The following is a 20,848-nucleotide window of genomic DNA, read 5'->3' on the forward strand; positions in this document are numbered from 1 at the left end:
AAGGTTACCGAAACCCATGGGGTCGAGATGAGTTTCGGCGGCGGACTCGGCAGACTCGCGCTCGCCGTTCCGGCACCGACCGAGCCGGGCCGGCGACACCCTCATACCGAGCGGAAGGATGCACACAATGCGGAACACCGCGCGCTGGGCAGCGACTCTGGGCCTGACGGCCACCGCCGTCTGCGGGCCCCTCGCCGGGGCCTCCCTCGCCTCCCCGGCCACCGCCCCCGCGTCGCTCTACGCCCCCTCGGCCCTCGTGCTGACCGTGGGGCACGGAGAGAGCGCTGCCACCGCCGCACCGGTACGCGCGGTCACCCTGACCTGTGCCCCGGAAGCCTCCGGGACTCACCCCGCCGCGGAATCGGCCTGCGCGGAACTGCGCGGCGCGGGCGGCGACTTCGACGCCCTGGCCGCGGACGACGGCGTGCTGTGCACCCGGGAGTACGCCCCCGTGGTCGTCACCGTCGACGGGGTCTGGCAGGGCCGGCACGTCTCCTACGAGCGCACCTTCGCCAACGAGTGCGTGAAGAACGCGGGCAGCGCGAGCTTCTTCACGTTCTGAGGACCGGGACCGCCCGGCCCGTGCGGCGTGACCGGCGGCTCGCTACTGGGGAGTGCGAGCGCCGACGTACGGATCCAGCGGTCCCGCACCGGGGGCGGCGGACGGAGTGGGGCCGTCCGCCGTTCTCCCCGGAACCAGGGGACAGACAGGGCGAGAACCGTCAGCCCTCCGGGGCCGGCCCGTCACCCGTCCCGGACGACCTGGCGCGGTGGCTGGTGTCGCACCAGGGGAAGCGCCGACTACGGCGACAGGTGCACAGCGCGACCCGGAAGCGGTCGGACGAGACCGTCGTCCCGTCCTCCAGCTCCACCTCCACGGGACCTTCCACCAGCAGCGGCCCCCGGCGCTGGACCTTGACCCGGCGCGGGATGCCGGACGGGCGAGGGGCGTCAGACGGGGAGTTCGGCACGGACGACCACCAGCTCCTCCTCGTTCTCGGCCAGGGACAGCAGCCCGCGCTGCCGCAGCCAGCGCTCCCGGCCGCGCACCACGGGCCCGAACGCGATCCGCTGCCGTCGGGTCACCGCGGCCTTCAGACCCGCCTCGCGCAGCAGCCCGACGGTCCGCCCGGGGTCGCTGAGCGCCGACTGCACCAGCAGCAGCACACCGCCCGGACGCAGCAGGGCGGGCACCTCCCGGCAGATCCGGTCCAGGACCAGCCGCCCGTCGTGGCCCGCGTCCCAGGCCCGCGCCGCACCCCGCGGCCGACGGCTGCCGCCCGGCGCCGGTACGTACGGCGGATTGGCCAGCACCAGGTCGAACGGCTCACCGCGTACGGGCGTGAAGAGGTTGCCGTGCCGGACGCGGATCCGCAGTCCGGCCCGCGCGGCGTTCACCCGGGCCGCCCACACCGCGCGCCACGACAGGTCCACCGCGGTCACCCGCGCGCCCCGCCGTGCCGCCGCCAGGGCCAGGGCACCCGTGCCGGTCCCCACGTCGAGTACGGCCGCGCCCGGGGGGAGCGACTCGTCGGACAGCGCCCCGGCCAGCAGGGCGGTGTCCTCCTGAGGGGCATAGACGCCCGGTAGCACCATGAAATTCACGGAACCCACGTACCCCGCCAGTCACGAAATATGGGAGATTCCGGAAGCTTCGCGGTGCGGGTCGGGCAGTGCTGTGCGCAGGGACGACCGGCCGGCCCGCCAGTCGGCGAGCAGCCGGGCACCGAAGCGGTCCTCGACGTACCCGGTGGCGTCGATGCCGAAGGCGACGTCCGCCGCGAGGTGCGGCTCCTGCTCCAGCAGGCCGTCGATCACCTCGTGCCGCACGATCTGCTCGTGCACCGCGTCGGCCTCGACGTGCTCGTCGTAGAAGTGCTCGGCGGCGGGCCCGGCGCCGGTGCGGCGCATCGCCTCGGCGAGCCGCCGCGAACCGGGCGACGAGGTGATCTCGACCGCCGCGAAATGGCCCACCAGGGCGCCGCGCAGCGCACGGTGCAGGCCGAACAGGGACATCGTGTTCACCGTGGCCAGGCACTCGGCGGAGGCCGCGTCGAGATGGCGCCCGTACGTGGTGTCCAGGCCCAGGTCCGTCATCAGGTCGGCGAACAGGCGGGCGTGCACCCGGTCGGACCGGCCACCGCCGAACTCGTCGAACTCCACCGCCGCCATCGCCGCCTTCGCGCGACCCCACAGCCGCGGCAGCACCCAGGCGTGCGGGTCGGCCTCCTTCAGGTGGTACAGGGAGCGCTGGGCCGCGTACTCGCGCAGGTGCCACAACTCGCCTTCGTCCCGCAGGAAGTGGCTGACGCCCTTCCCGTCGACCGGCTCGACGAGCAGCGCCCCGACCGCTTCCTCCACGCTGTCGTGCACGCGGGTGTCGGCGCGCAGCGCGGACAGGAAGCGGTGCTCCAGCGCGGCCCGCGTGCGCAGCAGGTCCGGGTCCCACTCAAGGCCGGGTGAGACACCGGCGAAGCCCCGGTAATGCAGCTCGTAGCACTGGTACAGGGCGAGCTGGAGGTCGTCGCCGTACGCCTGCGCGGCGGCGACGGGCTCCGTGCCGGGCAGCGGGCCGGCCTCGAGCAGATACGCGCCGACGGCCGCGGAGAGCGGGCCCCGGGCCGTCGGCAGCTGTGGTCCTTCGCGGTCGTACTCCATGGCGCCGCGAGTACCCGGACACCGCCGTGGCACCCCCGCTCGCGCGGAGTCCCCCGTCTCACTCGCCCTCGGCGTCCTTCTGGGCCCCGGTGTTGGGCGAGGTGGCGTCGCCCGCCTCACCCCGGCGCGGGCCCTCGTCGGTCTCCGCGTCGCGGGGCCTTGCCTCCTCGATCTCGCGCAGAACCTCCTCGATGGCCGTCTCGGGCTGCTTGTGGTCGCGGTCGTCGTTCTGGGACACGAAGGTCTCCTCTTCCTCGCACTGGTCGTTCGTTCCCGGCCGGGCAGGACCCGGTCGCGTGGTCAGCCGGACGTGGTCGCGACGCGCAGGGGCATCGGGGCGGGGACGGCCACTTCGTCGTTGCGGCGGGTGACCTCCGCCCACCAGGACGGGCCGTCCTCGATGTGGCGCAGCAGGACGCCCTCGCGGATCGCCCAGGGACAGAGCGTGACCGTTTCCAGTCCGGTCAGCTTCATGGCGGTGTGCCCGACCACCGCCCCGGCCAGGCTCTGCGCCGCCCGCGGCGCGGAGATGCCGGGCAGCCGGGCCCGCTCGGCGGCGGTCAGGGCGGCCAGCCGACCGATCGCCTCTCCCAGGTCCGAGCAGCGCATCTGCCGCTCCTCGAAGGGGCCGTGCCGGCCGGGCGAGGCCCCGCACAGCCGTCCGAGCTGCTGGAAGGTCCGCGAGGTGGCCACCGCGGTACGCGGCCCCTCCCAGCGGATCCGCGCCGCGACGTCCCGCAGCGTATGGCGGACCTTGCGGCGCAGCGCCCGGACCTGCTCCGGTTCCGGCGCGTCCTCGCCGCCCGCGAGGAACTCGTGGGTCAGCCGTGCCGCGCCCAGCGGCAGTGAGGCCACGAAGTCGGGCAGCCGGCCGCGGCCGAAGGCGACCTCCAGTGAGCCGCCGCCTATGTCGAGCAGGGCGAGCGGTCCCGCCCGCCATCCCATCCAGCGCCGGGCCCCGAGGAACGTCAGCTCCGCCTCCACCTCGCCCGGCAGGGTGCACAGGGCGATGCCCGTACGGGCGCGGACGGTGCGCAGTACCTCGCGGCGGTTGGGCGCGGCACGTACCACGGCGGTCGCGAAGGCCAGCGGGTCGGCCGCCCCCCAGCGGGCCGCGGTCCGGTTCGCGTCGGCGACCGCCTCCACGAGCCGCTCCACGGCCTCCTCGGGGACCGGGTCGCCCGGCTTGACCTGCTCGGACAGCCGCAGCCGCCACTTCGCGGTGTGGACCGGCAGCGGCACCCCGCCCTCCGCGTCCGCCACCATGAGCCGGACCGTGTTCGACCCCACATCCACCACGCTGATACGCATGAAGGCGCAGGTACCCATTTTGGCGCCGGTCCAACGGTCACCGGGGCGGTACGGCCGGAAACCGGACGGTCCGGGCCGCCTCCCGTCCAGCCGCCCGCCGTCCGGCCCCGTCAGGCCAGCTGCCGCCGCACCAACTCGTGCAGCCGGCCGCCCGTGTCCGCGAGCAGCTCGGCGGGCGGCCCCTGCTGGGCGACCTTCCCGTCCTCCATCACGATCACGCGGTCGGCGTCCAGCACCGTGGACAGCCGGTGGGCGATGACGATCCGGGTGGCGTTGAGGGCCTTGGTGGACTCGATCACCGTGCGCTGCGTCTCGTTGTCCAGGGCGCTGGTCGCCTCGTCGAAGAAGAGGACGCGCGGCCGGCGGATCAGCGCCTGCGCGATCATCAGCCGCTGCCGCTGGCCCCCGGAGACCGCCCCGCTGCCCGAGACGATCGTGTGCAGGCCCATCGGCATCCGCTTGATGTCCTCCGCGAGCCCCGCCATCTCGGCCGCCGCCATCGCCTCCTCCGGCGTGTACGGCTCGGTGCCGCAGATGACGTCCAGGATCGAGCCGGTGAAGGGCTGCGCGTGCTGGAGCACCACCCCGCACTGCCGGCGCACCGCCGACTGGTCGAGCGCGGCGAGGTCCTGGCCGTCGTACAGGACGCTGCCCGACAGCGGCCGGTCGAAGCCGATGAGCAGCCTCAGCAGGGTCGACTTGCCGCAGCCGCTGGGACCGACGACCGCCACGAACTCGCCCGGCCGGATCCCGAAGGACACGTCGTCCAGGACGAGCGGCCCGTCGTCGGTGTACCGGAACGACAGCCGCCGTGCCTCGATCGCCCCGGACAGCGGCCCCGGCCGGGTGCTCCCCGTACGCACCTCGGGCGTCGCGTCCAGCACCGGTCTGATCTCCTCGAACAGCGGCAGCGCGGCCACCGCCGACACGAACGCGCCGGTCAGCTGGGTGACCGAGGTCAGCAGCATCGTCACCGCCGCGTTGAAGGTGAGGAACTCGGCCGCCGACATCGAACCGCGCGCCGGACCGGCCAGCAGCATGAACATGAGCAGCGTGCACAGCGGCAGGTACACCGCGCCGAGCACCGCGTTCAGGTTCTTGACGCGCCCCGCCTGTTGCTGGAGCTCACGGCTGCGCGCGAACTGTTCCGCCCACGCCGCGTACGCGTAGTTCTCGGCCGCCGCGACCCGCAGTTTGGGCAGCCCGCGCAGGGTCTGGAACGCCTGGTTGTTCAGTTTGTTGGTGAGCTTGACCAGCCGCCGCTGCCAGCGCACCTGCCACAGCCCGAGCCCCAGGAACACGGCGGCGACCACCACCAGCATGCCGATCGCCGCGAACGCCATCGGCACGCTGTACCAGAACAGCAGCCCCAGGTTCATCGCCCCGACGGTCACCGACTGGGCCACCGTCGGACCGACGCCCGCCAGCAGTCTGCGGATCGCGCTGATGCCCATGGCCGCGCTCGCCAGCTCACCGGTGGAGCGCTCGGTGAAGAACTTCGTCGGCAGCCGCAGCAGCCGGTCCCACACCGCGGGCTGGAGGATCGCCTCCACACGCCCCTCCAGCCGCAGGATGGTGAGGTTCTGCATCAGCATGAAGGCCGCCGCGACGACGCTGCTCAGCATCACCGCGAGACAGACCTGCACGATCAGCCCGGTCTGCGCCTTCGGCACGAACTCACCGAGCACCTTGCCGGTCGCGATCGGCACCAGCGCGCCCAGCCCCACCGTCACCAGGCCGGCGAGCAGCAGACCCGTCAGATCACCGCGCGTGCCCCGCATACAGAACCGCAGCAGTCGCAGCGGGCTGAGCCGGTGCTCGGGCAGCGGCCGGTAGAACATCACCGCACGCGGCTCGAACTCCTCGGCGTTCGCCTTCTCGACCGGCGTCTCGCGGCCGGTCGCGGGGTGGACGGCCACGTAGCCGCCGCGCCGCCACAGCAGCGCCACCGGCGCTCCGGACAGGGCGCGGTGACCGATCAGCGGGCCGACGTCGTCCCGCCACCAGCGGCCGTCCAGCCGTACGGTCCGGGTGCGTACGCGCGAGGCGACGGCGACCCGCTCCACGGGGTCGAGCCGGTCGCTCTCCGTGCCGTTCCGCGCGGGCTCGGCGAGCGGGATCCCGGCGGCGCGGGCGACGAGCTTGCACGCCGCGTACATCGCGTCCGCGTCGGCGGCCGTGGTGCGCTGCCCGGACCGCTTGCCGATGGAGGCCAGCAGCGTCCGGTCGGCCTGGGCGCGCACCGCCTCACCGGCCTTGATACCGGCCGCCGTACGGGTCTCGTGGGTGCGCTCCAGCTGCTCGATCCAGCGGTCCAGCGTGGTCAGCAGCCGGTACTGCTGATCGACCATGCTCTGCCACAGCGCCGGGTCCATCAGCAGGTCGGCGGCCGCCTCGTCGCCGTACAGCGCCCCGTACTGCACGCTGCCCGGCGGGACCTGCATCCAGAACACGTCGTCGTCGGTGGGTGCCGCGGCCCGTTCGGTGGCCATCGGCGCCTGGAAGAGAACGGTCAGGCCGCGGCCCACGCCCAGGGCGAGGGCGTACTCCAGCGGGCTCGTCGTCGGCGGTACGTACTGGGGGTTGCCGTACTCGTCGTAGGACCACGTCTGCGTGCTCGCCGGCTGGTACAGCTCGCGCAGCCCGATGCGGTGCACCACACAGTCCCGCAGCGGACGCGCGACCAGTGTGTGCTGGGGCCCGGCGACCGGCCCGAGCAGCACCGAGCCCGCCTCCAGGCGCCCCAGGTGGTGCCAGTGGCCCTGTTCCTCGGCGTCGACCGCGAACAGGTCGACCGCGCCGGACGCCACCAACCACAGCACCTGCGGACCCTCCAGGTCCAGGCGATTGAACCCGGCGCAGTCGACGCGGGTGCCCAGCGAGCCGAGCGCCCCGAGGACGAGGTCGTCCTGTCCCTCGTGCACGGTTCTCATCTCACCGCTCCCTGACCAGCGCCGCGTACGCGCCACCGTGCGCGACCAGTTCCTCGTGCCGTCCGCGCTCCACGACGGTGCCGTGCTGGAGTACGACGATCTCGTCGCTGTCCCGGACGGTGCTGAGCCGGTGCGCGATCACCACGCAGGCACAGCCGCGCCGGCGCAGGTTGTCCATGACCACCAGCTCGGTCTCCGCGTCCAGGGCGCTGGTGACCTCGTCGAGGACGAGGATGCTGGGCCGGCGCACCAGGGCCCGCGCGATCTCCAGACGCTGGCGCTGCCCGCCGGAGAAGTTCCGCCCGTCCTGCTCGACCCGGCTGTGGATGCCGCCCGGGCGGCGCATCACCACGTCGTACAGCGCGGCGTCCCGCAGGGCGTCCACCACCGCGTCGTCCGGGACCGACGGGTCCCACAGCGCCACGTTGTCGCGCACGGAGCCCTCGAAGAGGAACACGTCCTGGTCGACGAAGGAGACGGAGGACGCGAGAGCCCCGCGCGGGATGTCCTCCAGCCGCTGCCCGTCGATGCGGATCACGCCGTCCCACGGGGCGTACAGCCCCGAGATCAGCCGGGACACCGTGGACTTTCCGCTGCCCGAGCCGCCGACCAGGGCCACCTGCTGCCCCGGTCCGACGATCAGGTCGAAGCCGGTCAGCAGGGGCTTGTCGAGCGGGTTGTAGCCGAAGGAGACGTTCTGCAGCTCTACGTGGCCGTGCAGCCGGCGGGTGGAGTCGATACCGCCGGGGCGGTCGTAGAGCGGGTCGGCGCGGAAGTTCTCCACGTCCTTCAGCCGGGCCACGTCGGCGGCGAAGTCCTGGATGCGGCCCGCGACGCCGTTCAGCCGGGTCAGCGGGGCCGTGAAGCGGACCACCAGCGCCTGGAACGCGACCAGCAGGCCGACCGAGATGTGTCCCTCGACCGCCCGCATGCCGCCGATCCACAGGATCAGCCCGCTGTTGAGCGTCGCGAGGGTCGGCGCGACCACGCCCAGCCAGGCGCTCGGCACGCCGAGCCGCTGCTGCTCCTCCAGGGTGGTGGCGTGCTGCCCCGCCCACTTGCGGAAGTAGCCGTCCTCACCGCCGGTCGCCTTCATCGTCTCGATCAGCTGGAGGCCGGTGTACGCGGTGTTGGTCAGCCGCGCCGTGTCCGCCCGCAGCTTCGCCGTACGGGTCGCGCGCAGCCGGATGACGACGCGCATCGCGAGGATGTTGAGCAGTGCCACACCGATGCCGACGAAGGTGAGCTGGGGGTCGTACGTGTACAGCAGCACGGCGTACAGGACCACCACGATGGCGTCGACGCCCGCCGCGGCGAGGTCGCGGGCCAGCGTCTCGGCGACGGCGTCGTTGGACTGGAGGCGTTGCACCAGGTCGGCCGGACTGCGCTGGGAGAAGAAGGTCACCGGCAGCCGCAGCAGGTGGCGCAGGAAGCGGGCGCTGGAGAGGGTGGAGGAGATGATGCGGCCGTGCAGCAGGTTCGCCTGCTGGAGCCAGGTCAGCACGATGGTGAGCAGTACGCAGGCGGCCATCGACGCGAACAGCACGCCGAGCAGCGAGGTCTGCCCCCCGATCAGGAACATGTCGATGTAGGTGCGGCTGAGCGCGGGCACCGCCGCGCCCACCGCCACCAGCAGCAGGCTCGCCAGCACGGCGGCGGGCAACGTGCCCGCGGTGCCGCGCAGCCGGGCCGGCATCGCGCCCAGCACGCCCGGCTTGCGGCCGCCCCGGGTGAAGCCCTCGCCGGGCTCCATGGTCAGCACGACCCCGGTGAAGGACCCGTCGAAGTCCTCCAGGGACACGAAGCGGCGGCCCTTGCCGGGATCGTTGATGAACACCCCGCGACGGCCGAAGCGGCGCCCCACGCCGTCGTAGACGACGTAGTGGTTGAACTCCCAGAACAGGATGGCCGGTGCCGTCACCTCGGCGAGGGCGGCCAGGTCCATCTGCATGCCCTTGGCGGTGAAGCCGTAGCTGCGCGCCGCCTTCAGCAGGTTGCTTGCGCGCGAGCCGTCCCGGGAGACACCGCAGGCGATGCGCAGCTCCTCCAGCGGGACGTGCCTGCCGTAGTGGCCGAGCACCATCGCGAGCGAGGCGGCGCCGCACTCCACGGCCTCCATCTGGAGGACGGTGGGGGTGCGGACGGTCTTCGCCCGGCTCCTGGGCACCCTGCGCTTCGGCGGGGCGGCGCGGCGTCTGCCTCGGGTCTCCTGTGCGGTGCTCACGGCAGCAGCCAATCGACGGGACGCTGGTCGGCCAGCCGGATGGAACCCGTGGCCATGGTCATGGAGGTCAGGTCGAACGGCGGTCCGTCCGCGGACGACCACTCGTAGCCGCTCTCCGTGGACTTCGAGGTGTCCAGCCGGACCGTCACGGCCACCGGCCTGCCCTCCTTGGTGAACTGCTCGCCGAGCTGGCTGTCGCCGAGGAACGCGGAGATGGTCTGCGCCGACTGCACCGAGCGGTCGACCGACTTCACCTCCCCGTGCAGTACGCCGTACTGCTGCGTCGGCACCGACTGGACGGTCAGGTCGACGGAGGCGTGCGCGGGGATGGCGGCGGCCTTCTCGGCGGGGACGTAGACGGTGGCGTAGAGCGGGTCGTCGGCGTGGGCGACCTTCTCGACGGAGGCGATGTTCGTGCCGGTCTGGATGATCTGCCCGACGGTGGCGGCGAGCGCGCTGACCCGGCCGGCGTCGACCGTGCGGACCACGGTCTCGCCCTCGCCCGTACGCACCTTCAGCACGGGGGAGTCGGCGGCGAGCCGCTCGCCCTGGCGCGCGAGGACGGCGGTGACCTGGCCGGAGACCGGGCTCTGCAGGAGGTAGCTGCCCTGTCCGTGCGTGAGGATGGCCGGCGCGCCGACCGTGGAGGTCACCGAGCCGCTCACCGCCCACACCGACGCGGCGGCCATCGCGACCACGGTCACGGACAGCACCAGCCAGCCCTGCGGGCGGGCGAAACGCACCGGAAGGTCGAGTTCCTCCGGTGACTGGAGTTTTGCGAGGGCCTGTTGGCGGAACTGCACGTCGGACGTATCCCAGAGTTTCCGGAGAAGCCGCGGAGAAGAGGTCGCGGAGAAGAAGCGGCGCAGGAGAAGCCGCGGAAGAACGGCCGAAAAGTCCCGGAGCCTGGCAGGCTCCGGGACTCAGCGGCACATGGGCGCGATCAGAGACCGGCGACCAGGCCCGTGACCGGGGCCGTGTTCAGGCCGGTGACACCCTCGACGGTGCCGACGGCGGTGTTGAGCAGGCCGGAGACCGGGGCGATGCCGTCCACCAGGCCGGTGACGGTGCCGACGGCGTTGACGTTCAGGCCGCCGGAGACGTTGTCGAGGTCGGCGTCGGAGATCTCGACGGTCTCAACCTGGGGGGTGGAGTTCATGATGGAACTTCCCTTCGTATAGCCATTTCACAAGGGGGGAGCGGCCCCCTCTGGGGACAGATGACGGCCGCGACCGCGGGCGCCGGGCGTCCTTTTCCGGAGCCCTCCGCGGCCCCCGCGGTGCGATGGATCAAAGCACGCGGCCGGTCCGCGCTTCCAATCAATCACCCCGCCCCACCAGGGCACTTGCAACGCCTGGGCGTCCAACCGTGCAGGTGCGCGCACGCCTTCGCGGCGACTTCTTCACATGAGGCGCGACATCGTCCCGCGTGACCCCTTGCCCGTACGGAGGCGAATCCGGCACACCCGCCCCAAAGGCGTGCGGAGCGCTTCGGGTTTGTGCAGATCCCCCAACGAGGATGACCGGGTTGGGCATTCGATGTGCAGATTCGCTGAAGCATGGATTCCGCTCCGTGATCGGAACGGAACGTTGCCGACCGAATGCGGAGTGTGCCGATCCGGCGCGATTGAACGGCCCGTCCGGCCCGTGCGTACCAACAGCCATCCAGGCGCCCCCAACAGCCGCCGGACCGGCGGCACGGACCCCGTCCCAGGAGGTCGAGAAGGTTGAGTCACAAGCGAATTCCGAAGCGCAGGGCCGCGATGGCGGCAGGCGGTGTGGTGGCGCTCGGCGCGGCCGCCGTCCTGCTGCCGAACGCCAACGCCTCGCAGGACGGCGGGTCCTCGGACGAGGCCGCGGCGGCGCCGAGGACCCTGAAGGCGGGGAACGCGTCGGATCTCGCCTCGCAGCTCGCCGGCCTGCTCGGCGACGCCTTCGCCGGGTCGTACTACGACGCCGGCGAGCAGCAGCTCGTCGTCAACGTCGTACCCGGTGACAACAACCAGGTCATCGTGCAGGCGAAGAAGGCGGGCGCGGACGTCCGCGAGGTCGACAACAGCATGGGCGAGCTGCGGACCGGCGCGCGGACGCTGAAGTCCGAGGCGACCATCCCGGGCACCTCGTGGGCGATCGACCCGCGCACCAACAAGATCCTGGTGACCGCCGACAGCACCGTCACCGGCGCCGACTGGAACCGGCTGCAGTCCACCGTCGAGAGCCTCGGCTCCGGCATGGCGACCATCAAGAAGTCCGAGGGCACCTTCAAGACCTTCGTGTCGGGCGGGGACGCCGTCTTCGGCGGCGGCGCGCGCTGCTCCCTCGGCTTCAACGTCACCGCGGGCGACGGCTCACCCGCCTTCCTGACGGCCGGTCACTGCGGCGTCGCGGACGACCAGTGGTCCGACGCGCAGGGCGGGCAGCCGATCGCCACCGTCGACCAGGCGGTCTTCCCCGGCGAGGGCGACTTCGCGCTCGTCAAGTACGACGATCCCGCCACGGAGGCGCCGAGCGAGGTGAACCTCGGGGACCAGACCGTCCGGATCAGCCAGGCCGCGGAGGCGACGGTCGGGCAGCAGGTCTTCCGCATGGGCAGTACGACCGGACTGGCCGACGGCCAGGTCCTCGGCCTGGACGCCACCGTCAACTACCCGGAGGGCACCGTCACCGGCCTCATACAGACCGACGTCTGCGCCGAACCGGGCGACAGCGGCGGCTCCCTCTTCACCCAGGACGGCCTGGCGATCGGCCTGACCTCCGGCGGCAGTGGCGACTGCACGGTCGGCGGCGAGACCTTCTTCCAGCCGGTCACCACGGCCCTGGAAGCCGTCGGCGCCACCCTCGGCGGCGACGCGGCGGGCGGCGCGGGTGAGGAGGCCGGCGGCGCGGGTGACCAGGCGGGCGGCGAGGAGGCCGGCGCGGGTGACCAGGCGGGCGGGGAAGAGGCCGGGGGCGGCGGCGACTCCGTCGGCGGCGGTAACCAGGCGGGCGGCGACGGTGCCGGTGTCGGGGACTAGGCGGGCGGCGACGGTGCCGGTGTCGGGGACTAGGCGGGCGGCGACGTGCCGGTGTCGGGGACGGCGGCGACGGACACGGTGTCGGCGACGCGGGTGACGGTTCCGGTGCCGGGGATGCCGGTGACGGGACGGGACGGGACGGGCGCGGGCACGGGCAGCGGGGACGGCTCCGGCCTGACCGGCTGATTCGCAGGCCCCGCACCTCCGGCACAGGCTCGGCAACCACCGACCGGCTCCCCGGGAACCGGTCGGCGGTGAGCGGTCCGGCCCTCCGGCGGGAGGACGCGGGGCCGCCGAGCTGTCAGCATCGCGGCCCCGCGCCCGCGCCGTACGCGTCGGGCGCCGTATGCGTCGGGCGCGTCGGGTTCGTACCGCGGGCCCCGAACTCGGACCGTGTTCGGGGCCCTGGGTTGGTGGCGTGCCCGACGGTGCCCGACCCGGTGCCCCGTGCTCGACCCCGACTCCTCGCACGGTGGCGCCCGTGGGCCCCGGGTCCAAATCTCCTCCCCGGGGGCCCGCCGCGCACGGCGAGTGCCATACCGGCACGTTCCCACGGTGCGTGCGGCGCGTGGTCTCGGGGCCGCGCCGAGCCATGGCCCGCACCGCGCCCGCGAGTTTTCCGTGCCCCTGCTCGCCGGTTCCCCGTCCGCAGGGGCTGCGCGGGTGTCCCATAAGCGCTGTAATGGCGGCGTGGTCAGTGAGGGCGCTGCGGAACGCGGATCGAGAACGCTGCGTGCCGAGGGTGCCCTGAAGGCGATCGCGTCCGGCCCGGACCCGGGCGAGCGGCTGCGCCGCGTCCTCGAACAGGCGCTGGTCTTCGCGGGCGCCTCCTTCGCCGCCCTCTACACGCCCGGCGAGAACCGGGAGCTGCTCTGCCTGGCCGAGTCGGTCGGTGTGCCGCGAACCCTGTACGGCGTGCGCGACAGCTACCCCGCGTCCGGCGGCTCCCCGGTCGCCGACGCGCACCGCGGCGGGCGGCCGGTCTGGCTCGGACCCGAGGAGTTCGCCGGATCGGCCGAGTCGCGGCGCGTGCCGTCGAGCGGCTTCTCCCTCGCCACCCTGCCCGTGCACGGGGACGGCGGCGGGTGTCTCCTCGCCCTGACCGAACGCCCGCAAGGCTTCGACGGCGACGACCGCGCCTGCCTCGAACTGATCGCCGACGCCGTGACCTGCCCCGCCCCGGCCGCGGTCACCGAGGGAGGGGAACTGCAGCCGGGCGCCTTCACTCTGGCCATGGACAGCGGCCGGGTCGAGATCGGCGACGACATCCTGCGCCTGTTCGGGCTGGCCCCGGGCGAGTTCGACGGCAAGGTCGAGACGCTGCTCGGCCTGACCGTGCCCGAGGACCTGCCCTCGCTGATGTCGGTGACGGAGGCCGACCACATGTCCATCGGCGACCGCGAGCTGGAGTTCCGGGTGCTCCAGCCGACCGGCCCGCCCAAGTGGCTCCGGCTGAGCGGACGGCTGCTGCCCGGCGGCGAGGGCCAACCGGCCCGCCTCGTCGGTACCGTCGCCGACGCCTCCACCCTGCGCCCCGACGTGACCGACGTGGCCCGCGTCCAGCGGCTGGCCGCCGCGCTGGCCACCGCCGGCACCGTCCGGGACGTCAGCCAGGCCGTGGTCGCCGCGCTGCGCAGGCCGCTGCGCGCCGACCGGATCGCGCTGGCCGAACTGGAGAACGACCGGCTCGTCGTCACCGTCCTCGACCCACCCGAGCCCGAGTCCTGGCCCGAGCTGTGGCGGCTGGAGTGGCGCACCGAGTGGCCCGACGCGCCCGTACGGGCCATGCCCACCCTCGCCGCCGCGCTGCGTGAGGGCCGGGCCCGGATCTGGCCCGCCGGCACCGGCGACCTGGAACCCGCCCTCGCCGACGTCGGCCCCGGCGGCCTCGCCGTCCTGCCGCTGCCCGCCGGCGGTCGCATGGCCGGCGCCTGTCTGATCGGCTGGGACGCCCCGCACGACTTCGGCCCCGACGAACGCGCCCTGCTCACCGCCTCCGCCGGCCTCGCCGGGCAGGCCCTGATGCGCGCCCACGCCTTCGACGCCGAGCACGAACTCGTCGGCATGCTCCAGCGCCAGCTGCTGCCGCGCCGCCTGCCCAGACTGCCCGGCGCGGTCGCCGTCGCCCGCTACCTGCCCAGCACCGCCGGACTGGAGCTGGGCGGCGACTGGTACGACGTGATCCCGCTGCCCGACCACCACGTCGCCCTCATCATCGGCGACGTCCAGGGCCACAGCGCCGGCGCCGCCACCCTCATGGGCCAGATGCGCACGGCCCTGCGCGCCTACGCCGTCGAGGGCCACCCACCGGACGTGGTCGTCTCCCACGCCAACCGGCTGCTCGTGGACATGGAGAGCGACCTCTTCGCCACCTGCGTCTACGTCGACCTCGACATGGAGGAGGGCTCCGCCTGGTGCGTCCGGGCCGGACATCTGCCGCCGGTGCTGCGCCACTCCGACGGCACGACGGAGATCGCGGAGGTGGAGGGCGGCCCGCCGCTGGGCGTGGTGACGCAGGCCGACTTCCCGATGAGTCCGCTGCGGCTGCGGCCCGGCACGCTGATCGCCCTCACCACGGACGGCCTCGTGGAGTCCGCCGACGCCGACATCGACGAGGGCATGGACCGGTTCGCGCACGCGCTGGCCGCCTCCGACCCCGCCCACCTCGGGCTCGTCGCCGACGCCCTGCTCGGCGACGCCCGCCGCAGTGACGACGTCGCCCTGCTGCTGGTGCGCTACGACGGCATGGCCCTGCGCCCGCTGCGGGAGAGCTGGTCGGTGTGGCGGCTGCCCGAGGCCGTGCGGCACGCCCGCCGCTTCACCCGCCGCACCCTGCGCTCCTGGGAAGTGCCGGACGACGATGTCGACGGCGTCCTCCTGATCGTCTCCGAACTGGTCACCAACGCCCTGGTGCACACCGACGGCAAGGTCCGCCTCGATCTCACGCTGATCGGCGGCCGGCTGCGCGTCGCGGTCGCCGACGCCTCGCCCCGTACGCCCGTCAAGCCGACCAGCATCGGCTGGGAGGCGACGGGCGGACGCGGCATCCTCCTCGTCGAGGCGATGTCGGCGACCTGGGGGACGCTGCCGGTCAGCGGGGGCAAGCAGGTCTGGAGCGAGATCCCCCTGCGCCACGCTCCGAAGTAGGTGCCGGCCCCGCATCGCCGGGTACCCGGCGGGCCACACACCACGAGCGAGCGAGAGAACGAGGGATCACGACATGACCCAGTACGTCCGCGACATCATGACCGGCGACCCGGTGACCGTGCAGCCGCAGACCTCCGTCACCGCGGTGGCCCGCCTCATGCGCGACCGGGACCTCGGCGCCGTCCTCGTCACGGACGGCGACGAACTGCGCGGACTGGTCACCGACCGTGACCTGGTGGTCCGGTCCGTCGCGGAGGGCGGCGACCCGGAGCAGACCACCGTGGCCGGCGCGTGCAGCGACGACGTGGTGACCGTACGGTCCGACGACGAGCTGAACCGCGCCGTCGAGTTGATGCGCGAGCACGCCGTACGACGTGTCCCGGTCGTCGACGACGGACGCCCCGTCGGCATCGTCTCCCTCGGAGACCTGGCCATGGAGCGCGACCCGGAGTCGGCGCTGGGCGACATCAGCGTGGCCCGGCCCAACCCGTAGGGGGCGCCGACGCCCGGTGTTTCGCGGAGTCCCGCCCGGGGACCCGCACGGCAACGGCACCGGACGCAGAAGGAAGATGATGCCTCGTGACCACGGACACCAGCGAGAAACCCGCTGTCCGTCGCCTGGAGACAGGCTGGTCGAAAGCCCGCCGCCTGCGGAGCAGGGACGCCATGCGCACCTGGATACCGGCAGTCGAGGACGGCAACGTCGCACGCGCACCGCAATGGGGCCAGGAGTCGAACATCGTCAGGGGCGAGGACTGACCGCCCGGGGGTGAGGAAAGCTGCCCAGCGCGCCGGCCGTGTGCCGGCGCGGTGCGCGTCCGGGCCGGTCGCGGTCCACGCGGGGCACGCCGGTAACGTCGGGGGCGTCCCGTACCGTCCGTTCCCCTCCGACCGCAGCAAGGCACAGAACCGTCCATGAACCTTCTGGTCACCGGCGCCGCCGGATTCATCGGCTCCCGGTACGTCCGGACGCTCCTCGCCTCCGGCGCGCCCGAGCCGCCGCGGATCACGGTGCTGGACGGTCTCACCTACGCCGGCACCCTCGACAACCTCGACCTCGGTCACCCCCGGCTGGAGTTCGTGCACGGCGACATCCGCGACGCCGCACTCGTCGACAAGCTGATGGCCGAGGCCGACCAGGTGGTGCACTTCGCCGCCGAGTCCCACGTGGACCGCTCGATCCACGACGCCGCCGAGTTCGTCCTCACCAACGTCGTCGGCACCCAGACCCTGCTGGACGCGGCCCTGCGCCACGGCGTGGGACCCTTCGTGCACGTCTCCACCGACGAGGTCTACGGCTCCGTCGCCTCCGGCTCGGCCACCGAGGAGCACCCGCTGCGGCCGAGCTCCCCGTACTCCGCCTCGAAGGCGTCGGGTGACCTGCTGGCCCTCTCGTACCACCGCACCCACGGCCTGGACGTACGGGTGACAAGGTGCTCCAACAACTACGGCCCGCACCAGTTCCCCGAGAAGCTCGTGCCGCTGTTCGTCACGCACCTCCTCGACGGCCGACGGGTCCCGCTCTACGGCGACGGGCGCAACGTCCGCGACTGGCTGCATGTCGACGACCACTGCCGGGGCGTCGACCTGGTGCGGACCAGGGGCCGGGCCGGCGAGGTGTACAACATCGGCGGCGGCACCGAGCTGAGCAACCGCGACCTCACCGGCCTGCTCCTCGACGCCTGCGGCGCCGGCTGGGACCGGGTCGTGCGGGTCGAGGACCGCAAGGGCCACGACCTGCGCTACAGCGTCGACTGGAGCAAGGCCCGCGACGAACTGGGCTACCGCCCCCGCCACGACTTCACGGCCGGGCTGGCCGGGACCGTCGCCTGGTACCGGGACAACCGGTCCTGGTGGGAGCCGCTCAAACGGCGCGCTGCCTCGTAGGTGCCTTGCGCAACACAGGCCGCATCAGCCCCTTCCTTTAGGCTGGATCCGTGCGCCTGCTGCTCATGTCCGACACCCACCTGCCGAAGCGGGCCAGGGAACTGCCCGCGCGGCTACTGGCCGAGATCCCCGGGGCCGACGTGGTCCTGCACGCGGGCGACTGGGTCGACACGGCCACCCTCGACCTGCTGGAGAGCCGCAGCCGCAGACTCGTCGGCGTGTACGGCAACAACGACGGACCCGGGCTGCGCGCCCGGCTGCCCGAGGTGGCGTACGCCGATCTCGGCGGCCTGCGCTTCGGTGTCGTTCACGAGACGGGTGCCTCCCAGGGGCGCGAGAGACGCTGCGCCGACCGCTACCCCGACCTCGACGTACTGGTCTTCGGACACAGCCACATCCCCTGGGACACCACCACAGACACCGGCCTGCGCCTGCTCAACCCGGGTTCGCCGACCGACCGGCGGCGTCAGCCCTACTGCACCTACATGACGGCCGAGGTCGCCGACGGCCGGCTCGGGGACGTCGAGCTGCACCGGCTGCCGCGGCGATAGGCGGTCGCTCCAGCGAGGGCGGGGGCTGGAGCGGGGAGAAAGAGAGGGGGCAGCGCCCGCGAGGACGCCGCCCGGTGCGGCCCGGGACGCTCCGTGTCGGAGGAAGCGGCCCGGGCGCTTCTGGAGTGCGCTGTCACGGACCTCCTTCCGAGGGGAGTGGTGCAGAGGACATGCATGCCTCATCCGTTGCCGGGCGACTACCCCTCCCGGGCGGGCTCACACACGCGAGTTCGCACGACATGTCCGGCCCGGGCCGCGCGGCCCCTCAGCCGGCTGACGGCCCCGTCCAGTCCGCCGCCACCTGCCCGAGACGGACGCGCTGGGGGTGGTCGCCGACGGGAACGGACACCGACTTCTCGCCGGTGGCGAAGTCGATGGCCGTGACCTGGTCGGAGCCGCTCTCGGAGACCACGCAGTGGGAGCCGTCGCCGCTGACCGTGGCCCAGTACGGCTTGGCGGCGGGGACGAGCGGGCCCTCCTGGAGCGTCGACCGGTCGACGACCGTCGCGTAGTCGTCCATCGTGCCCGCCACGCACAGCTTGGCGCCGTCCGGGCTCATGGAGATGCCGTGGTGCCGCGAGTCGTTGACCCAGGTGGTGCGGTCCTCGCTGGTGGCCGGGTTCTTCGGCAGGGTCTTCGTCCGGGTGATCCGGTCGGTGGCGATGTCGTACTCGAAGAAGCCGTTGAAGAACGAGACCTGGAAGTACAGCTTGGACTCGTCGGGCGAGAAGGCGGCGGGCCGGACGGCGTCGGAGTGGTCGTCGAGACCGATCGCGTCGAGTCGCTCGCGCATGTCGATCACCTTGACCTGCTCGTACGTCGTCGCGTCCACGACCGTGATGCGCCGGTTGCCCTTCGTCCAGTCCAGCCAGGGGGCGTCGAGCGCGGTGTTCACCTCGCCGATGGACATGTTCCAGATGTACTTGCCGTCGCCGGTGAAGATGTTCTCGTGCGGCTTGTCACCGGTACCGAAGGAGCCGAGTTCCTCGCCCGTCCGGATGTCCAGGACGTGCACGGTGTTGGAGGTCGAGGCCGACACCGCGACCCGGGTGCCGTCGGGGGAGACCGCCATGTGGTCGGAGCGGTAACCCGAGACGGGGAAGCGCCAGTCGATGTCGCCGGTGGCGAGGTCGATGGACACGACGTCGGCGAAGCTCGGCCGGGAGACGACCACCGACCCGCCGTCCGGCGTCGAGTACATGTCGTCGACGAACTGGTCGTGTCCCTCGCCGACGCTGTTGCGGATGGCCTGGAAGTAGATCCACTTGATCGGATCGGCGTTGATCTCGGCCATCCGCTCGGCCCGGTCCGGGATGACGTTGATCCGGCCGATTCTCGCGAAGTCGCCGGTGGAGCGGATGACGTCGGCGGTGCCGTCCCAGTTGTTGCCGACGAACATCACCTCGCGCAGGCTGTCCCGGGCGTCCGGGGCCGCCGCGGCGGTGGTCGCGGGGGCGGTGAGGGCGAGGGCGGCGGCTACGGCGCAAAGGTGCCTGGTACCGAAGGCAGGCATGCTGCTCTCCTCTGGCAGTGGGCGTGATGGGGGCGGTGGGGCGCGAATTCTGAACACAGCCGCTTTCAGAGTGAACTTACTGCAAAGTAAGGACGGGGCACCCTTCTCCACAAGACCGCGTTCACGACAAAATTGGCCGCGGGGTGAGGAGTTGGCGCGGGAGGGGGACCGGGTGGCGGGCAGGCTCAGGGCGCCGACGGGCCGCTACGGCGGCAAGTCCGCCGCGCAGCGACAGGCGGAGCGGCGCGACCGCTTCCTCACCGCCGCGCTCCAGCTGTTCGGCGACACCCCCGGCTACCGCGCCACGACCGTGGCCGCCCTCAGCGAGGCCGCCGGACTGTCCACCCGCCAGTTCTACGAGGAGTTCCGCACCCTGGAGGACGTGCTCGCCGCCCTCCACCTCCGGGTCAACGCCTGGGCCGAGGACGCCGTCCTCGCCGCGGCGGCCGACGCGCGCGAACTGCCGCTTCCCGAACGTGCCGCCGCGATCTTCCGTGCCTACGCCGCCGACGTCACCGGCGATCCGCGCCGCGTCCGCATCACCTTCGTCGAGATCATCGGCGTCAGCCCGCGCCTGGAGGAACAGCGGCTGGCCCGCCGCGCCCGCTGGGTCGACCTCATCTGCGCCGAGGCCCAGTCGGCCGCCGCGCGCGGGGAGGCGGCGCCCCGCGACTACCGGCTCGCCGCCACGGCGTTCATCGGCGGCGTCAACGGCCTGCTCCACGACTACAGCGCGGGCTGGGTGGACGCGACCCTCGACGAGGTCGTCGACGAACTGGTCCGCCAGCTCCTGGCCGTCCTCCGCCCGCCGGGATGGAGCCCCGCCGCCCCGGCGAGCTGATCACGCACGGGCCAGGGCCAGCGCGCCCGCGCATACCAGCACCGCAGACCACCCCAGCAGGGAGCCGATCAGCAGTCGGCGCCGCAGCGCTCGGTACCTCCGCTCGTACTCGCCGCGCAGCCGCTCGGCACGCTCGGCCGTGCGCTGCCACGAGCCACGGGCGAGGACGAGGTACTCCGCCTCGAAGCGGCGCTCGACCTCGGAGCGCTGATGGCCCGTCAGCCAGTCGAACCGTGCCGCGAAACGTGCGGCGGCCGACCGTCCCTCCTCGCGGGTGGCGGCGACGAGCAGGTGGCCCTCGATCTCGTTGATGAGGACCCGGGCGGTCGCCGGGCGAGTGTCCCTGTCGGTCACCGGACCGTCAGCTCCCTCTCCGCGCCGGCCACGGGGGAGTGGTGCAGGTCGAAGGCGGGGGATTCACTGCGGATGCGCGGCAGCGTGCGGAAGTTGTGCCGCGGCGGCGGGCAGGAGGTCGCCCACTCCAGCGAACGGCCGTAGCCCCACGGGTCGTCCACGTCGACCGGCTTGCCGTACTTGGCCGTCTTCCAGATGTTGTAGAAGAACGGCAGGAGCGACATGCCGAGCAGGAACGAGAAGACGCTGGACACCGTGTTGAGGGCCGTCAGGCCCTCCACCGCCAGATAGTCCGGGATCCGGCGCTGCATCCCGTTCGCGCCCAGCCAGTGCTGGACCAGGAAGGTGCCGTGGAAGCCGATGAACAGCGTCCAGAAGGTGATCTTGCCGAGGCGCTCGTCCAGCAGCTTGCCGGT

Annotated in this window: 21 protein-coding genes; 8 read left to right on the forward strand and 13 right to left on the reverse strand. The window is 72.8% G+C overall.

Annotation, left to right across the window (positions count from 1 at the left end):
• Window positions 1-127 precede the first annotated feature (127 nt).
• Window positions 128-562: a protease inhibitor gene (locus ACFW48_RS34635; RefSeq protein ID WP_386322015.1), complete on the forward strand. Its 435-nt coding sequence runs from the start codon at window positions 128-130 to the stop codon at window positions 560-562.
• 160 nt (window positions 563-722) lie between these two features.
• Here ACFW48_RS34635 and ACFW48_RS34640 read toward each other — a convergent pair whose 3' ends face one another.
• The 9 genes from ACFW48_RS34640 to ACFW48_RS34680 all read right to left on the reverse strand — a co-directional run bounded on the left by ACFW48_RS34640 (window position 723) and on the right by ACFW48_RS34680 (window position 10,285).
• Window positions 723-971 carry a CDGSH iron-sulfur domain-containing protein gene (locus ACFW48_RS34640; protein ID WP_386322017.1) on the reverse strand — a complete coding sequence of 83 codons (249 nt, stop codon included), beginning with the start codon at window positions 969-971 and terminating at the stop codon, window positions 723-725.
• Entirely contained in the window at window positions 952-1,596 is a 645-nt protein-coding gene (locus tag ACFW48_RS34645; protein ID WP_386322019.1) for a HemK2/MTQ2 family protein methyltransferase, read from the reverse strand. Before ACFW48_RS34645 ends, ACFW48_RS34640 begins: the two co-directional genes overlap by 20 nt.
• Window positions 1,597-1,626: 30 nt before the next feature.
• Complete coding sequence (locus ACFW48_RS34650; RefSeq protein WP_386322020.1) at window positions 1,627-2,658, reverse strand: iron-containing redox enzyme family protein; 1,032 nt, start codon at window positions 2,656-2,658, stop codon at window positions 1,627-1,629.
• A gap of 58 nt (window positions 2,659-2,716) precedes the next feature.
• Complete coding sequence (locus ACFW48_RS34655; protein WP_386322022.1) at window positions 2,717-2,896, reverse strand: hypothetical protein; 180 nt, start codon at window positions 2,894-2,896, stop codon at window positions 2,717-2,719.
• 62 nt (window positions 2,897-2,958) lie between these two features.
• Window positions 2,959-3,969: a Ppx/GppA family phosphatase gene (locus ACFW48_RS34660; protein WP_386322024.1), complete on the reverse strand. Its 1,011-nt coding sequence runs from the start codon at window positions 3,967-3,969 to the stop codon at window positions 2,959-2,961.
• 110 nt (window positions 3,970-4,079) lie between these two features.
• Window positions 4,080-6,902, reverse strand: coding sequence for an NHLP bacteriocin export ABC transporter permease/ATPase subunit (locus tag ACFW48_RS34665; protein ID WP_386322026.1), 2,823 nt, complete (start codon window positions 6,900-6,902; stop codon window positions 4,080-4,082).
• 1 nt (window position 6,903) lies between these two features.
• The gene (locus ACFW48_RS34670) at window positions 6,904-9,126 is read right to left on the reverse strand and encodes an NHLP family bacteriocin export ABC transporter peptidase/permease/ATPase subunit (RefSeq protein WP_386322028.1); all 2,223 of its coding nucleotides are present in this window, start codon (window positions 9,124-9,126) and stop codon (window positions 6,904-6,906) included.
• Window positions 9,123-9,929, reverse strand: a complete 807-nt coding sequence (locus ACFW48_RS34675) for an HlyD family efflux transporter periplasmic adaptor subunit (RefSeq protein WP_386322030.1) — start codon at window positions 9,927-9,929, stop codon at window positions 9,123-9,125. The genes ACFW48_RS34670 and ACFW48_RS34675 overlap by 4 nt, the downstream gene beginning before the upstream one ends.
• A 140-nt stretch (window positions 9,930-10,069) precedes the next feature.
• The gene (locus tag ACFW48_RS34680) at window positions 10,070-10,285 is read right to left on the reverse strand and encodes a hypothetical protein (RefSeq protein ID WP_003978108.1); all 216 of its coding nucleotides are present in this window, start codon (window positions 10,283-10,285) and stop codon (window positions 10,070-10,072) included.
• 567 nt (window positions 10,286-10,852) lie between these two features.
• Between ACFW48_RS34680 and ACFW48_RS34685 the strand changes: the two genes are divergently transcribed.
• Entirely contained in the window at window positions 10,853-12,139 is a 1,287-nt protein-coding gene (locus tag ACFW48_RS34685; protein ID WP_386322032.1) for a S1 family peptidase, read from the forward strand.
• Between the two features lie 29 nt (window positions 12,140-12,168).
• On the opposite strand, the gene ACFW48_RS34690 is transcribed toward ACFW48_RS34685, so the two are convergent.
• Window positions 12,169-12,291, reverse strand: coding sequence for a hypothetical protein (locus ACFW48_RS34690; RefSeq protein ID WP_386322034.1), 123 nt, complete (start codon window positions 12,289-12,291; stop codon window positions 12,169-12,171).
• A 538-nt stretch (window positions 12,292-12,829) separates the two neighbouring features.
• Between ACFW48_RS34690 and ACFW48_RS34695 the strand changes: the two genes are divergently transcribed.
• The 5 genes from ACFW48_RS34695 to ACFW48_RS34715 all read left to right on the forward strand — a co-directional run bounded on the left by ACFW48_RS34695 (window position 12,830) and on the right by ACFW48_RS34715 (window position 17,724).
• Window positions 12,830-15,286: a SpoIIE family protein phosphatase gene (locus ACFW48_RS34695; protein ID WP_386322036.1), complete on the forward strand. Its 2,457-nt coding sequence runs from the start codon at window positions 12,830-12,832 to the stop codon at window positions 15,284-15,286.
• 73 nt (window positions 15,287-15,359) lie between these two features.
• Complete coding sequence (locus tag ACFW48_RS34700) at window positions 15,360-15,779, forward strand: CBS domain-containing protein (RefSeq protein ID WP_386322038.1); 420 nt, start codon at window positions 15,360-15,362, stop codon at window positions 15,777-15,779.
• Window positions 15,780-15,865: 86 nt separating this feature from the next.
• On the forward strand, window positions 15,866-16,045 hold the full coding sequence (locus ACFW48_RS34705; RefSeq protein WP_386322040.1) for a hypothetical protein: 180 nt from the start codon (window positions 15,866-15,868) through the stop codon (window positions 16,043-16,045).
• Window positions 16,046-16,201: 156 nt separating this feature from the next.
• A complete protein-coding gene (rfbB, locus tag ACFW48_RS34710; RefSeq protein WP_386322041.1) occupies window positions 16,202-17,173 on the forward strand; it encodes a dTDP-glucose 4,6-dehydratase in 972 nt (323 codons plus the stop codon).
• A 50-nt stretch (window positions 17,174-17,223) separates the two neighbouring features.
• Window positions 17,224-17,724: a metallophosphoesterase family protein gene (locus ACFW48_RS34715; protein ID WP_386322043.1), complete on the forward strand. Its 501-nt coding sequence runs from the start codon at window positions 17,224-17,226 to the stop codon at window positions 17,722-17,724.
• Window positions 17,725-17,989: 265 nt separating this feature from the next.
• Here ACFW48_RS34715 and ACFW48_RS34720 read toward each other — a convergent pair whose 3' ends face one another.
• A complete protein-coding gene (locus ACFW48_RS34720; protein WP_386322044.1) occupies window positions 17,990-19,237 on the reverse strand; it encodes a YncE family protein in 1,248 nt (415 codons plus the stop codon).
• 172 nt (window positions 19,238-19,409) lie between these two features.
• On the opposite strand from ACFW48_RS34720, the gene ACFW48_RS34725 reads away from it, so the two are divergent.
• Window positions 19,410-20,078: a TetR/AcrR family transcriptional regulator gene (locus tag ACFW48_RS34725; protein ID WP_386322046.1), complete on the forward strand. Its 669-nt coding sequence runs from the start codon at window positions 19,410-19,412 to the stop codon at window positions 20,076-20,078.
• Here ACFW48_RS34725 and ACFW48_RS34730 read toward each other — a convergent pair whose 3' ends face one another.
• Both ACFW48_RS34730 and ACFW48_RS34735 read right to left on the reverse strand, forming a co-directional pair.
• Entirely contained in the window at window positions 20,079-20,432 is a 354-nt protein-coding gene (locus ACFW48_RS34730) for a hypothetical protein (protein WP_386322048.1), read from the reverse strand.
• On the reverse strand, window positions 20,429-20,848 hold a 420-nt coding region (locus tag ACFW48_RS34735; RefSeq protein ID WP_386322050.1), incomplete at its 5' end, for a cbb3-type cytochrome c oxidase subunit I. The genes ACFW48_RS34730 and ACFW48_RS34735, both read right to left, overlap by 4 nt.

The sequence above is a fragment of the Streptomyces sp. NPDC058812 genome, from assembly GCF_042744565.1.
GTDB lineage: Bacteria > Actinomycetota > Actinomycetes > Streptomycetales > Streptomycetaceae > Streptomyces > Streptomyces thinghirensis.